Origin of the sequence: Listeria grandensis FSL F6-0971, assembly GCF_000525835.1 — a bacterium.
Taxonomy (GTDB): Bacteria; Bacillota; Bacilli; order Lactobacillales; family Listeriaceae; genus Listeria_A; species Listeria_A grandensis.
The window spans coordinates 80,030-94,714 of the sequence record NZ_AODD01000008.1; the positions used below are offsets into that span (position 1 = coordinate 80,030).

Here is a 14,685-nt window from a genome sequence, read left to right on the forward strand (position 1 = left end):
TTTTTTACTATTTCGTTCCTCTTGGAATAAACCTAGTATATACCTATTTGAAAAAATGATTTCTAGACGGATCATTGCTGTAGAAAATCGTTTTAGATAGGTTTGTTGCTTTAGAACAATATTTTAGCGATTTTTTGATTAGTGAATTGCTTGGATATCCATCGTTTATGTATAATCGGTTAAATTACAGACTAGCTGTATATTGGGCAATATTGGGTCTTAGGAGCATATTTTCGCCTATATTGGTATTTTAGAGGAATATTAATTTCGGGATGCTATGTAAAAAAACTTACTAGGATTCTATGGATGAAGCACCACATGGGACATAGCATTTTTGTGTTCCTTATCCTTGCTTTGCTTCATGACATCCTTTACCATGGTAGGTATCACAATACGGAGGTGCAATATGGATAACACTATCAAACAACAAATCGCTACTCTTGCCGAAACCGCCGACCACCGTACCTTAGCTATCTGGGCTGCGAACTGCGCCGAGCATGTATTATCTATTTTTGAAGAGAAGTACCCTAGCGACAAGAGGCCAAGACAAGCCATAGAAGCAAGTCGTGCCTGGATTCGCGGTGACATACATGTTGGTGCTGCGCGCGATGCGGCTTTTGCGGCACACGCAGCGGCTCGTAATGCCACCGATGACCTCGTCGCTTGCCATATTGCCCGCGCCACAGGGCATGCCGCAGCAACGGCACATGTCGCAACTCACGCCGTCCATGCTGCTGAATACGCGGCCAAAGCGCTTCCTTCAGAACGTGTTTGGCAATATGCGGAACTGAAGCGTCTGCTTAGACAGTAGCCATTTTATGCAACCTGCCCAACGCCTCTTTTCATTCTTTGTGCAACCTGACATAGTTTTTGTAAAGCGTTCTCATATACAATAGAGTCAAATCTTATTAATGGGGGAATGGAAAGCAATGGCACAACTATCACTCGAGCACATTTATAAAATATATGATAACAAAGTAACCGCAGTAGAGGATTTCAACTTGGAGATCGCGGATAAGGAGTTCATCGTCTTCGTTGGACCTTCTGGTTGCGGTAAGTCAACAACACTACGCATGATCGCAGGACTTGAAGAAATTTCAAAAGGCGAGCTAAGCATTGACGGCAAAGTCATGAATAACGTCGCACCGAAAGACCGCGACATCGCCATGGTTTTCCAAAACTACGCGCTGTATCCACATATGACAGTATACGACAACATGGCATTCGGTCTAAAACTCCGCAAAATGCCAAAAGCCGAAATTCAAACACGCGTGGAGCACGCCGCAAATATCTTAGGTTTGACGGAGTACTTAAAGCGTAAACCAAGCGCGTTATCTGGTGGACAACGCCAACGTGTAGCTTTAGGCCGCGCCATCGTTCGTGACGCGAAAGTCTTCTTGATGGATGAACCTTTATCGAATCTCGATGCGAAACTACGTGTGCAAATGCGTGCGGAAATCACGAAACTACATTTACAATTAAACACAACGATGATCTACGTAACCCATGACCAAACCGAAGCGATGACAATGGCGACGCGTATCGTTATTATGAAAGACGGCGTCATCCAACAAGTCGGTTCACCGAAACAAGTATACGATCACCCAGTAAATATGTTCGTGGCCGGTTTCATCGGAAGCCCAGCGATGAACTTCTTTAAAGGGAAACTTAGCGGTACGCAATTTGTCGGTGATGATTTCACAATTGAAGTTCCAGAAGGCAAATTGAAAGTTTTGAAAGATAAAGGCTATGACGGAAAAGATATCGTATTCGGTATTCGTCCGGAAGATATTCACGATGAGCCGCTTGTTATTGAGGCAAGCCCAGGTTCTACTTTTGATGCTGAAATTATCGTTGCTGAGCTAACTGGTGCGGAATTTATGCTTCATTCGAAAGTTGGCACACATGAATTCGTAGCTCGCGTTGACTCACGCTCGAATCACGAACCATTCGAGAAAATCAAATATGCGTTTGAAATGTCTAAATCGCATTTCTTTGATGTTGATAATGAGCTTTCGATTATTGAGATATAATAAGAAAAGGAGCCAAAAATCTGACGTAGATTTTTGACTCCTTTTTGTTGATTTGATAAATACGTGAACTTAATTCGTCACGCTAACTTTCTGAGATGCTACTTGAATACCATTTGCATCAAAGCCTGTAACGACTACATTTTGGCTTGCAGAAGTGACATAACCAGCTGCATATAGTGAGTAGTTTGAACCAGTTGGTCTCACTTGATTTCTAGCAACGCCGTCAACATAGAGTTTAACCACTGCGATATTGCCAGTGAATGTTCCATTAATCAGCTCATCCGTGCTAATTCTGAATGGATTTGCTGTAATAGAGCCTGTATCTTGCGTAATATTGACTTTCGTTTCTTTAATTACTTGGCCGTTTTTATTCAGTGCTTTTACCACGACATTGTCTGATGCACTCTTGATGTAATCGTAAGCATAAATACGGTATTGTCCTTGCGCGCCATTGTTGTTAGCTCCTGCTGTCATACGATCTACACCGTTAACAAATAGTTTGATTTTGTCTACGTCGGTTGAATGTGTTCCACTTACATATTGGCTGTTTGGTGCGATTTTGTAGTTATTTGCTGTTAGGTATGTTTCTACACCTGCTTCTTTTTCGACATTTACTTTTGTTTCTTTGATGACTTTACCGTTCTTATCTAAGGCTTTTACTACAACGTTATCGGATGCATTCTTGATAAAATCATACGCGTAGATTTTGTATCGTCCTTCGCCGTTATTGTTCCCAGCCGCTGTCATACGATCAGTACCATTAACGAATAACTTTACTTTATCCACGTTTTTAGAATGTGTTCCTGTAACATATTGAGTACCTGGTGCGATTTTGTAATCGTCTGCTGTTAGACTCGCATCAATCTCGTCTGCAACGGTTACTTGATGTGTTAAAATGTTGGAGTCTTTACCAAATGAATCGACTGCCTTCACTTGAATTTGGTGTTTTCCTTTTGATAGTCCAGCAATAGCAGCATTCCACTCTACATCGTCACCTGGGATAGCACTATACTTGTCTAGTTGCGCCCAATCTCGGTTATCCACTTTATAGTGAATGACAAAAGCATCTGATGTTTTACCGTTAAAATTACCAGCTAGATCTAGGGATTGACCTGTCTGTATTCTATCAGGTTGACTACCCGTGAAACTCAAAGTAGGCGTTTCCGTATTGACAGTCGTGCGCATAACAGCACTACTTAAGTTGGTTTTAGTACCGTCAATAGTAGTAACAGAACCCGTATATTTTACCTCTGTTTCTTTGTTATATGGAATTGTTTGCGGTGTGTGTGAAAGCGAAACAGAAGAAATATCGTTTACTCCTCCACCTATAACATTTTCATGTGAATAATAATCCACAATTCGATCAAATCGATTAGCTTCAAACTGGTTATAATCGCCGTCTTTAAATAGATTGACATTTAAAGTTCTGTCAAAAATATTTTTCCCCGGAAGTTCATAGCTTTCACCTGTAACTTCTTGGTTTGCCGATAACACGGTATTAAATTTATCTTTGTTATCCCATAGAGAAATGTATTCACGCCAAGTTGGGATCTGGTTGTTTTCTGATTTGTTAATGTACTCTTTCCCTGGAATAACTTGTGCTTCCGAGATATTACCTGCACCTGAACCACCGGCAACAAGTCCGCCTCTATCAATAACAAATAGTTGAACTTCGATTTTTCTAGATTTAGAAGGTGGAAGTTTGCCCTTGGTTAGAACTTTATCTTTAGAAGTATCATCTGTATTTCCTGGATACTCGCTTACATTAAGGTACATATTACCTTCCGCAGTACCTGATAGCTTCCCAATATTGGTTGTAGCAGCTAAGCGAATGGCACCTTCGTTTATAAACTGTGGATAAGATTCCCACTCCGATTCACTTACTTTGCTTTTGTCCATTCCTCTGATTACCATACTTAACTCATTCGTATTTTCACCAAAACGAACACTAGAGCGATCGAATTTTAATGGGAATTTTAGTTCTACTGGTGTTGGAATACCAATCACTTTTACGTATAGGTTTGTATCAAGGATAGATTTGTCCCAATCAACAATCTTGAATCCCTCTTTTGCATTGACACCTTCAGGAAATTTCACTAAAATTCTAGCGCCATAATTCCCTTTGCGATAATCTTTTATCGCTTTTTCGCCACCAACATCTAAGCCCCATGGAATAATACCTTCTAGTGGTAATTTAGCATATCCAACTGCGTTTCCCACATACGGGTCCTTTGAGTTATTAAAAGGAGTGAAAGATGTTATAAAAGTTCCTTTATCTGTATCTTTCATTTTTACTGTAAGTCTCGTAATCGATTTATCAAAACCATCCGCTCGTGTTTCTTTAGTAGCATTATCTTTTGGATATTTTTTTGATTCAGATTGTGCAAACTTTGTAAATTTAGCGACTTGTTCAGAAGTCATGCTCTTATTGAAATCTGAACCATCGATGTCAATACCCGCTTTATTAAAATAGGTCTCTAATTGCTGTTCAACTGCAGTACTAGTTGCGCTTTTTGTAGGCTCTTTTGCAAAGGCAGTTGTTGTCGGAGCTAAATTAGTCGTCAGTAATGAGACTGCAATTGCTGAAATAAGTGTACGTTTAAAAATGTTTCTTTTCATATTTTCCCCATATAATTTAATATTAGATGTGTTTCCAATTATTTTAATTCATACAAACACCTCCTTCATTTCAGAGTCTCCTAGGTGATCCAATGAATTAGAATATCCAGTCCTTATACTTAATCCGGCTTATCCTTAACAGTAGCTACTGACTCCTTTTGACGAGGTGACATCCGCACTTCCTGCTTTTGATTGGTCTCCTTTAGATAACTTAACTTTTCGTTTAGCTATTTTGCTCAATGAATAAATGGACTCGCTGGAGAGTGACAGTGGCAATGCTTTTATCGCACATGCACTTAATGTGTATAGGATATGCTTATTTTGAGGATTTCGAATAGGGAGACATGCTGGTTTCTTTTTAATAACCTCTTTTATCCTATCTCTTGGTGTGGAGAACAATAAAAGATTTAAATATTGAATCGCTATATTTTCGTGAAACATTCTATATTCTTTTAGTGATGCTAGCTGTTTATCGCTCTTCTCTACTATTAGCTGCTCCAAATAATGATGTGCCTTATTCAAATTGTGCCACCACGAGGCATCTCCGCTTCTTGATTCAGACATAGTATTCTCTAAGCAATAACCATATAGAACATCCGGAATAATCGTAACTGTATTCACGTGCCTAAGATAACAAATATTAAAATATAAGTCCTCGGTATACTTATATGACTTATCAAACTGTAGTTTATGCTTTTTGATGATACTCATTTTATATATTTTATTCCAAGGTGCATTAAAAAAAATTATTTTTAGGATTCATCCATACATAAATTTGCTCTAAAAACGTTCGTATATCTAGAACTTGCGTATGATTTAATTTCGTAAAATTGCTATTCACTTTTTTTCCAAGACTATACTTACTCTCATAGCCAAATATTAACCAATCTGTGTTCTTCAACTGCATTATTAGTTTATTTGGATCGTAATTTGGCAATAAATAATCATCTGCATCTATAAAGGACACAAATTCGGTTAGGACAAACTGGAGTCCATAATTTCTGGCTAACGCAGGTCCTCCATTTTCCTTCTTAAATATTCTAATATTCGATTGCGCTATATATTCGGCTAATACATCATCTGCATTATCTGTAGAGCCATCGTCAACGATTATTATATTCGCGTTTTTATCTGAGCTAAGTATCGAATCGATACACCGCTTAATATGTTTTTCTGCATTAAACATCGGGATAACATAACTGATACTATCTTTTATCATAACTAGCAATCTCACTTTCTATCGTTCATGCCCACCGTCTCTATCTTGTTTAAAAGATTACCCATCCAAAATTATATTTGAGTGAGTAATAATCTATTTATGTACCTCTACTTGGACACATTTGAAGAAACGTCTATTCCTGAATTAATATCATTCTTTTTTCGTATAGTCTTTTATGGATTACATGCTCGCTTCGCTCTCATGCATATTGGGGCTGTAACTCATTTCATTCGAACAGCCCCAACAACGCTTGTCGTCGATTTGTTTGGGTGGTGTTTCAACTTCTACTTTGTGATTTTGCCTAAATTCCAAGTCAGCTTCCGTTGTTTTGTGTCCTTTTGGTTCGTTACTGCACTTGGATTGTAGATGAGCTCGTACGTTGCTGCTTTTTTATCTGCAATATAGTAAATCTCACCTTTTACTGTCTTTCCTGGTGCGATCATTGTGCCAAATTCGTTCATTTCACCGTAAAATTGGAGCTCTTTTCCGCCTTTACTTTTTAGGAAAAATGGTGCGGAGCTGATGCCTGTTTCTTCTTTACTGTTGTTTTTCGCGCTCACTGTTACTTTGACAAGTTGCTTGGTGTCTGTGTTAATGCTGTCATCTTGGATCGCTTCGAAGGTTTGGGGAGTGATAGCGATATCTTGCATGATTTTTTCTTCGTTTAGTTCGGACTTTGTTGTTTTCGTGTTTTCTACTGATTTTTGTGCTTGATCAGTTGCTTTGTTCTCCGCTTTATCCTGACTCGCTTTTTCTTCTGCCGAGCCACAACCTGCTAAACCTAATGTTGTCGCGAGTAGAGACAGTGTTACTATCATTTTTTTCATCATTAAAAATTCCTTTCTAAAAGCAATCCACCCAGCGCTTGTCTAGGTGGATTATTTGTCATTCGTCTTATTGTACTTCTACTGTTATGCGTTTTAGTTCAAATCCAGCTTTAGAGTAGCCGACTAATTCGACTTTTTTGCTGTTGGCATTTACAAAACCTAATGCATACATAGAAAATTCGCCGTCTTTTACCATAACATTATTTAGTAATTCGCCATCTACTACTAATTTAACTTTTTCAATGTCCTCTGATACTGTTCCTGTTAGTAAATCGTCACCTAATTTGTAAGGGTTGTATGTTAGTTCTGAGTTTTTTGAGGCGTCATCTAGCGTAACGGAAACTTCTTTTAATACTACGTCTTCGTCATTGAATGCGATAATTTTCACGTCGTCCTCTACTGATTGCACGTAACTATTTGTGTAAATTTCATATTTGCCGTCTTTCGGTGCTACTTGGTTCACAGTTTTGCCGTTCACTTGAAGTTTGATTTTCTTCACGTCATCACTTACTGTTCCTGAAATCAATTCATCTTGATTGATTGTGAATGCATTTGCTTCTAAGCTTGTTGGTGTTTTTACGTTATTGACAGGTGTTTCTTTGATGACTTTTCCATCAGTATCTAGACCTTTCACAACGATTTTGTCGGTGAAGTTCTTGATGTATTGACGTGCGTAGATTTTATACTTGCCTTCACCATCGTTGTTAGCATCTATCGTTTGGTAGTCATGATCGTTGACAAAGACTTTGATTTTTTTGATGTCGCGAGAATGTGTGCCGGTAACATATTCGTCATGGGCGTCAAAATTATAGTCATTACCTGTTAGTTCTGTCATGACTGCTTCTACATTTGCTGTGATACGCTCGCTTGTTTTATCTTCGTAATTCTTTTGGTGTCCTGTGATTTCAACAGCTACTTTGTCTGTTTTTTCAAGTGGTGTTTTTAGTGTAAACTCGTAGTCACCTTTTGATTTTGCTTCGTTTGTAGCTATTTTTTGGTCATTGATGTACAGGTCTATTGTGTAGTTACGTCCGAATTCTTCATCTTGTGCTGGTACTTGGCCAGTTACTTTTAGCTCGCCTTCTGTTAACGTAGAGATAGTTGGGTTTTCTACTTTCCAATCTTCCCAACCTGTTTTGTCGGATACGATTTTAGCTGTTTCTTCGCTTGATTTATCTTCTTCTTTGTCCTCATGACCGATGACAGTTGCTTTTACTTCATCGCCAAACACTAGGTCCTTGTCTAAAACGATACGGTATTCGCCGCCGTCAAAGGAGAAGGCTTTTTTACCGACGTCTTGGCCATTTACTGTTACGTTTACTTCATAGTTTCTACCGTTAAATTTATTTTGGGCTGGTACAAGTCCTGAGATTTCGCGGTCTCCGTGTGTCACATCGTTTAGGATGGCTGGTTTGACTTCCCATTTGTTCCAATCGGCTTGCTCGTCTTTGTTTTCTTTTACAATAGTTGCCGCTTGTTGACTTGATTTATCTTCTTCATTTGCCTCGTGACCAATGATATATGCCTCTACTTTGTCGCCTTTTGTTAGGTTGGCTCCGAAAATCGGGGCATTGTAAACGCCTTTTTCGATATCATCTTGTGTGTAAACTTCTTTACCATTTACTTTAACGGCCAAACTATATGTGCGTCCGTTTTGGTAGTTTTGCTCAGGAATAATACCTGTAATCATTGTTTCACCGTCATAAGCATCAGAAATTGTTGGCTCTACGACAGTCCAATCTTGCCAAGGTGTACTATCTTCACCGACTGTGAACTTCGTTTCTTTTGATTTATTAATATCGATGAGTGTATTTTCGTGTGCTTCTTTTTCCGTAGCGATAACAGTCGCCCCGACAACATCACCATCTTTTAGGTAGCTTCCGAAATCATATTCCCAGCTTCCGTCTTCTTTCAGTTGTACATCGTTTTTGTAATCCACGCCATTCACAGTTAGTGCAATAGAGAAATCGGCGTCATGACGGTTATCCATGTTTTGCACGGTTTTACCTTTGAATTTGTGGTTGTCTGATGTTTCTAGTGTCGTTGGATCCACTTTATTTTCTGCCCAACTGTCCTCTGGAACACCAAGTAATATCGAGTTTGCATCGCCCCATGACCAGTTTATCGCTAAGTCATTCGGTTTGCTGACCATGTTAAACTTGTAGTTCGGCTTATTTTCCACTAGGCGACCAGTGTCCTTACTCCATTTTCCTAGATCGATGTACATGTTAACATTTTGATATTGGGTCGCTGCCGCTACATACGTTGGGGTTAAAATAACGAATTCCTGCTTTTTCTCGTCGTAATACGCTTCATCATAACCAGGGAATAAACCTGTATCCTTTTCAAGTAGCTTCTTCATTGTGATTTGGTCATTTCCGATTCCTAATTTCCCCAATCGATCGACAGTCCCCGAAATGTAGGTTTTCCAGTTAGGTGTTGAGAAAAATGGTAGTGCAATCTCTGGGTCAATCTTAATCGTTGTCCTCGTTTGAACACCAAGACCAATGGCGATTAGTGCATTCGATGCTGTTCTCACATTCACAATACCATTCTCATCTTGCAAAGCCTCAAATTTATTAGAAAATCCTGTTCCACCACTGATATACGGCGTCGCAGCTTGCTTTTCATTCACTTGCTTATTGCCTTCTTGCTTTTTGCTCGGTTCGATAATCTGTGCTTGTGCTTCTTGAACTTTCCGCTCCGAGCCTGTTGCCGCCTCTTCTGCATTGGCAACTGTCGGTAAAGTCATCATTACTACTGCACTCATAGCTGCAGCTTTCTTCAAAAATACGCGCTTACTTTGATTCATTATTTTCTCCTTTTGATGTGTAATTATTATTTTAATCAAATCTTTCGCGAGAGCTCAGACGCCCACAGCAAATTGTTTTGATGTAAAATTCTTCAATTTGTTTTCCTGACTTATCAAAACTGATGACATATAAAAGTCTATACTATATTCAAATCACAATCCTATCAATTAATGCAGATAGTTACGCATTTATTGACTGTAAAATGATGGGTTGAAGCCATTTATTCCGATTGGACAACGATACTTTTCCTAGCAAGTTGAGACAATACGCAATGAAAATATTTTGGATTGGCGTACATGTGATCTAAATAATAGTCTTTCCTCGCCGTGAATAACATGATATCTGTTAACGCGATGATCTCGTATACATTGGCCTTTATAGGATCTGGCCATTCTATCAAGTTCTCAACACCCACTAAATCGTACTGATCTAAAAATGCCAACCTATGATCCCCATTCTCATGACAAAACCGCATAATCGCTTGTCCTTTCATGATGCAACCAATAACCTCTTTATCCTTCGCATTACAATATACTACTTCCCCTTGCTTCCAATGCTCCATTTTTGTGTACATACTTTTCAGATAGTGATCTTCCGTTAAAAACCGAACTAATTTTTCCAATTAATCCACCTCGCATATCCTAAAATAAGCCGTTATTCTTAATAATTTTTCCAGTATGCTGTTAATCCTTCATAAACGTTATACCTTGGCTCGAATCCAAGTTTCCTTAATTTCTCAATTCCTGCCACAGATGCATGAATATCACCCTGCCTCGGCTCTTCGTACATTGTTTCTATCGTATTGCCAGTAATATCTTGATATTGACCGATTAACTCGTTTAATGAGGTTTCCTGCCCTGTTCCAATGTTGTAAACCTCGCCTTTCGACTTTTCATGATGAGCGATCAATACTAAAGCATCGATGACATCTTTAATAAAAACAAAGTCGCGTGTCTGATTGCCATTCCCATACACAGTAAACCTTCCCTGCTCCTCTGTTGAAAATGCTTTTGTCAAAATCGAAATAACACCTGAATACGGCGACTCTGGGTTTTGCCGCATACCGTATACATTGAAAAAACGAACGGCACTCGTATTTAAACCATACAACGCATTGTATGCCAACACGTATTGCTCAGATGCTAATTTATCAATCGCGTAAGGTGTCAAGGGCTTCACTGGTGAAAATTCCGTTTTCGGCAATGTTTTTTCATCTCCAAACACCGCTGCCGAAGACGCAAATACAAATCTTTTCACTGGGTGCTTTTGATTTCTAGCATGTTCTAGCAAGGAGACCGTTGCCTTAAAGTTCGTTTCTAATGTTTCATGCGGCCTTTCAACTGACTCTGCAACACTCGCAATAGCTGCTAAATGATAAATATAATCAAATTCATATGTTGTAAAGAGGTAGGTTAACATTTCGTTATCCGTGATATCGCCTTCGTAAACCGTAATATCGCTATGTGGCTGAACATTCTCTCTCCTCCCTGTAGATATATTGTCCACAATAACAACTTTACTTTCTGCAGCTATTCTGTGGGCTAAATGGGAGCCGATAAAGCCTAGCCCCCCTGTTATTAAAACCGTTGACATGATTAGTTACCTCTTTCATTATTTTCTGTAATCAAAAGGACGGTACTTATACCTCAGATCCTTTTGAGAATTTGATCGTTCGATGATTTCATCTCTAAAATAAAGCACTACACCTGACTTGTTTATACGTTGAATTTTATTGCGATTAACAAGCGAGTAAAAACTTTGCTTCGATATTTGTAGTATATTAATCGCTTCTGTGGTTGATACAAAATAGTCATCAAGAAATTGTAATTTTACTTCCTTCGATAAATTAGCCTTCACGTCTCTTCCATCCTTTTATCTTTTGACGGTTTTTTTCGAAAACTACGGATAATATAATATAAAATCTCATCATTTCTCATGAGCAGGAGCGATATATAGCTCCCTATACCTACGAAACACTGGACCACTAACGTGTAAAACGCTGGCCCAGAGTATACATACGGTACGGCAAAAATACATGCCATCATGATAAAACTATAGGTTACATATGGCATCATGATAAGGATCATCTGCTTCACATGGAGCAAATCTCTTATAAAATATATTTGGATGCTAACAATAACTAAATTCCCTACTAAAAAGGATAATGCGGTTCCTTCGCTGGCTAGTACAGTCACAATATACAAATTAAAACCAAAACTCATCGCGGAACCGATGATTCCCGAATAAGCGTACGCTTTATTTTGACCGCGAATCACCATAATCTGCGTTCCAAATAAATCACTCATCGCGGCTAAAAATAACGACAGGATCAGCACAATAATAACTGGCACCACCGGCATAAAGTCAATGCCTAAGAAAACATGGATAAGCGCATCAGAAACAGCTACAACGCCCAAACATACTGGTAACACCGAGGCGCAAATATAGCGAAAGAAAAACGTAAGCATACTACGAAACTGCTCCCTATCGCCGACCTCATAATAGTGGACGAGTCGAGGCATTAAAACAGCAGACAAGGCTTGGACAAACAACAAACCAATCGTATATAACTTATACGCCTGATTATAATATCCGACCTCCACCTCCCCTTGCACTGCCCCGAGCACAACACGATTCACAGATATATAAACCATGGTCGAAACCGGAATCACCGCCAATATCAAAATAGGTCTCAGATGTTTTTTCAAGCTTGCTTTTTGTACACTAAACCCGCCTAATTCACGAATGAGAAAGAACCAAATATAGACTTGCCCTAGCAATAATAAAAAACAATTCATAAATACATAGAGCCAAAGGTCTTCCTCTGATTTCACGAATAGAAAAATACTAGATATTGTCACCATTCGGATTAAAATCGTACGCACCATTATTTTCCTCAGCTCACCTCGTGCAATAAAATACCAGGAGATGTCGAATCCATAGGCGATAATCATAAATCCATACGTATAAAACACACTACTACCCTCGAAAAAAAGCGTAACGAGCAATAAATACAGCAATAGCATCGTAACCATTGCAATAAACTGGATTCCAAAAACGCCACCAAATTCACTTTTAAGCGCTTTTTTATGTGCCTTAGTATCATTACGATCCGATTCCGCTTGAAATTGACTGTCCACAGAAGCAATGACCTTCTTGCCGTAGCTTGCTATTCCGAGCATGACAAACACTAAAAACATTTGTACAAAAGAATTCGCATAAGCATCTTCCCCAATTTTTTTCTGGCCCCAAAACTCGAACTACATAAGGTGTTGTCAGCAATGGTGTGATGACCATGAAAAACTGATAAAGCATCATGAAAATATAATTTATTTTTTGCTTACTCATTTTACTGACCAAGTTTCTTCGCGAGCGACTTCTCATAAACCGTCAGAACTTGCTTCGCGAGCGACTCCCAGTTTAGTTGATCCTCGATGTCTTTTTTTCCATTGGCGCCGTATAATGCTCGTTTCGCAGGGTCCGAAAGTAGCTTTTCCAAGCCTTCTGCAACTGCCTCACTTGATTTCGGCAAAATGGTAATGCCTGTGATACCGTTCCTTACTATATCTGGATTACCTCCGATATCTGTCGCGACAATAGGTTTTTCACATGCCATTGCCTCTAACACAGAAATACTGCAGCCCTCTTCCAAAGACGTTTGCAGAAAAATATCGCCCGTGTTTACGACGGAAAGAATATCCGTATTTTTAATCCTACCGAGAAAATGAACTCTTGGGTTATATCCAGTACTAGCACCAATTTTTTTCTCAAAATAATGAAGTTCTGGTCCATCGCCTGCTAAAAAAAAGCTCAGTTTATCATGTTTTTGAAGCAAGTCAGGAATGGCATCTATTAAATAACCCATCCCCTTCTCCTCAGACATCCGGTTTGTTGTTACGACAACTGTATGATCATTCGGAATACCATATTCTAGCCTGGTCTTTTGCCTAAGCTCTTGATCGGGATAAAAACTTGTTGGATCAACGCCATTTGGAATCCTTGTCACGCCGCTATCCGGAAAAACAGCACGACTCATTTTTTCGATTTCATAGCTTGGGGAAATGATGTGGTCCGTGTAAGGAATCATCTTTTGTAATTTAGAAAAATGTCCGGATCGATACATTTCACGAAACCAGACAAAATGGTTCGTGTGGACAATCGCGCCACTTGGAAATTGGATATTTCGCATCACCTTGGAATCTTTGTTCAGCGTGTGCCAGTGAATGATGTCAATCGCGTCAATCGCTATCAACTGCTTGATAATTCTCCGCGTCCGCCTTACATATTCCAAATCCTGAACCTTCTTAATCGGCGAAAATGGCACTCGAATCACGCGCAAGCCATCCAATGTTTCTTCCTTGGTTTGCACACCAAATCCATCATATTTTGTAAGCACGATCACCTCATGTCCTTCTTTTAAAAGTTGCTTACTAAGCTCATACACATACGCGGCAACACCTCCAATATTCGGTAAAAAATCACTCGATAACATTAAAATTCGTTGTTTTTGAGTCGTCATCATTAAACCGATCCTTTCCCCGCTATAACCAGCCAAACCGTCTTAAAGAAAATCACAACGTCTAGCATCGCTGTCTTTTTTTCAATGTATTCTAAATCCAACCGTATTTTTTCACCATTATTAATATCGCTTCTGCCATTAATTTGCGCCCAACCAGTAATACCCGGCTTCACCATCAGACGCTTCTTCTGCTCTTTTGAATAACACGACGTAATCGGCACAATCTCTGGACGCGGACCAATCAATGACATATTCCCAAGTAGCACATTCACAAATTGCGGCAACTCGTCAATACTAAATTTACGAATAAAATTCCCTACTTTCGTCACACGCGCATCTTGCTCCCCCGTATTTTTAAACACAAATGTATCAGGAACACCGTTATCCCAAACATAATCATGCGCCGTAGTGCTCGCTGTGCTCAATCCCATCGACCTAAATTTATAAATCGTAAACGGCACATCATTTTCACCACTACGTTCTTGTTTAAAAATAATTGCTCCCCCGTCTTCTAATTTAATCGCAATAGCTACTAGCAAAAATATCGGCGAGAGGAGCACGATTGCAATCAATGACACAATCATATCCACCGCACGTTTACTACCATAATAACTATCTCTTGCTAGCCTACTTGATATCGCATTTAGCATAATAG

General features: G+C 39.2%; 12 protein-coding genes. 2 read left to right on the top strand and 10 right to left on the bottom strand.

Features of this window, described 5'->3' with window-relative positions; all coding sequences use genetic code 11:
• Window positions 1–406: 406 nt before the first annotated feature.
• The gene (locus PGRAN_RS06815) at window positions 407–811 is read left to right on the top strand and encodes a putative immunity protein (protein WP_036066075.1); all 405 of its coding nucleotides are present in this window, start codon (window positions 407–409) and stop codon (window positions 809–811) included.
• A gap of 118 nt (window positions 812–929) precedes the next feature.
• Window positions 930–2,033 (top strand): ABC transporter ATP-binding protein, encoded by a 1,104-nt coding sequence (locus PGRAN_RS06820; protein ID WP_036066076.1) that lies wholly within the window; start codon window positions 930–932, stop codon window positions 2,031–2,033.
• Between the two features lie 69 nt (window positions 2,034–2,102).
• Here PGRAN_RS06820 and PGRAN_RS06825 read toward each other — a convergent pair whose 3' ends face one another.
• From PGRAN_RS06825 to PGRAN_RS06875, 10 genes are all read right to left on the bottom strand, one after another.
• Entirely contained in the window at window positions 2,103–4,652 is a 2,550-nt protein-coding gene (locus tag PGRAN_RS06825; RefSeq protein ID WP_036066077.1) for an immunoglobulin-like domain-containing protein, read from the bottom strand.
• A gap of 135 nt (window positions 4,653–4,787) precedes the next feature.
• Window positions 4,788–5,174: a hypothetical protein gene (locus tag PGRAN_RS06830; protein ID WP_149024009.1), complete on the bottom strand. Its 387-nt coding sequence runs from the start codon at window positions 5,172–5,174 to the stop codon at window positions 4,788–4,790.
• Between the two features lie 214 nt (window positions 5,175–5,388).
• Window positions 5,389–5,871 (bottom strand): glycosyltransferase family A protein, encoded by a 483-nt coding sequence (locus PGRAN_RS15585; protein ID WP_051998460.1) that lies wholly within the window; start codon window positions 5,869–5,871, stop codon window positions 5,389–5,391.
• A 284-nt stretch (window positions 5,872–6,155) separates the two neighbouring features.
• The gene (locus PGRAN_RS06840) at window positions 6,156–6,701 is read right to left on the bottom strand and encodes a DUF4352 domain-containing protein (RefSeq protein ID WP_077914613.1); all 546 of its coding nucleotides are present in this window, start codon (window positions 6,699–6,701) and stop codon (window positions 6,156–6,158) included.
• Between the two features lie 64 nt (window positions 6,702–6,765).
• A complete protein-coding gene (locus PGRAN_RS06845; protein WP_036066080.1) occupies window positions 6,766–9,510 on the bottom strand; it encodes an immunoglobulin-like domain-containing protein in 2,745 nt (914 codons plus the stop codon).
• A 221-nt stretch (window positions 9,511–9,731) separates the two neighbouring features.
• Window positions 9,732–10,133, bottom strand: coding sequence for a hypothetical protein (locus PGRAN_RS06850; RefSeq protein WP_036066081.1), 402 nt, complete (start codon window positions 10,131–10,133; stop codon window positions 9,732–9,734).
• Between the two features lie 38 nt (window positions 10,134–10,171).
• Window positions 10,172–11,104: an NAD-dependent epimerase/dehydratase family protein gene (locus PGRAN_RS06855; RefSeq protein WP_036066082.1), complete on the bottom strand. Its 933-nt coding sequence runs from the start codon at window positions 11,102–11,104 to the stop codon at window positions 10,172–10,174.
• Window positions 11,105–11,364: 260 nt separating this feature from the next.
• On the bottom strand, window positions 11,365–12,747 hold the full coding sequence (locus tag PGRAN_RS06865) for an oligosaccharide flippase family protein (protein WP_277619713.1): 1,383 nt from the start codon (window positions 12,745–12,747) through the stop codon (window positions 11,365–11,367).
• Window positions 12,748–12,860: 113 nt separating this feature from the next.
• Entirely contained in the window at window positions 12,861–14,033 is a 1,173-nt protein-coding gene (locus PGRAN_RS06870; protein ID WP_051998461.1) for a glycosyltransferase family 4 protein, read from the bottom strand.
• Window positions 14,033–14,680: a sugar transferase gene (locus PGRAN_RS06875; protein ID WP_036066085.1), complete on the bottom strand. Its 648-nt coding sequence runs from the start codon at window positions 14,678–14,680 to the stop codon at window positions 14,033–14,035. Before PGRAN_RS06875 ends, PGRAN_RS06870 begins: the two co-directional genes overlap by 1 nt.
• Window positions 14,681–14,685 lie beyond the last annotated feature (5 nt).

Excerpts from the sequence above, each read along its gene's own strand:
- PGRAN_RS06840 (WP_077914613.1), bottom strand. The coding sequence starts at position 6,701 with ATGATGAAAAAAATGATAGTAACACTGTCTCTACTCGCGACAACATTA.
- PGRAN_RS06820 (WP_036066076.1), top strand. The coding sequence starts at position 930 with ATGGCACAACTATCACTCGAGCACATTTATAAAATATATGATAACAAA.
- PGRAN_RS06845 (WP_036066080.1), bottom strand. The coding sequence starts at position 9,510 with ATGAATCAAAGTAAGCGCGTATTTTTGAAGAAAGCTGCAGCTATGAGT.
- PGRAN_RS06870 (WP_051998461.1), bottom strand. The coding sequence starts at position 14,033 with ATGATGACGACTCAAAAACAACGAATTTTAATGTTATCGAGTGATTTT.
- PGRAN_RS15585 (WP_051998460.1), bottom strand. The coding sequence starts at position 5,871 with ATGATAAAAGATAGTATCAGTTATGTTATCCCGATGTTTAATGCAGAA.
- PGRAN_RS06825 (WP_036066077.1), bottom strand. The coding sequence starts at position 4,652 with ATGAAAAGAAACATTTTTAAACGTACACTTATTTCAGCAATTGCAGTC.
- PGRAN_RS06875 (WP_036066085.1), bottom strand. The coding sequence starts at position 14,680 with ATGCTAAATGCGATATCAAGTAGGCTAGCAAGAGATAGTTATTATGGT.
- PGRAN_RS06855 (WP_036066082.1), bottom strand. The coding sequence starts at position 11,104 with ATGTCAACGGTTTTAATAACAGGGGGGCTAGGCTTTATCGGCTCCCAT.
- PGRAN_RS06815 (WP_036066075.1), top strand. The coding sequence starts at position 407 with ATGGATAACACTATCAAACAACAAATCGCTACTCTTGCCGAAACCGCC.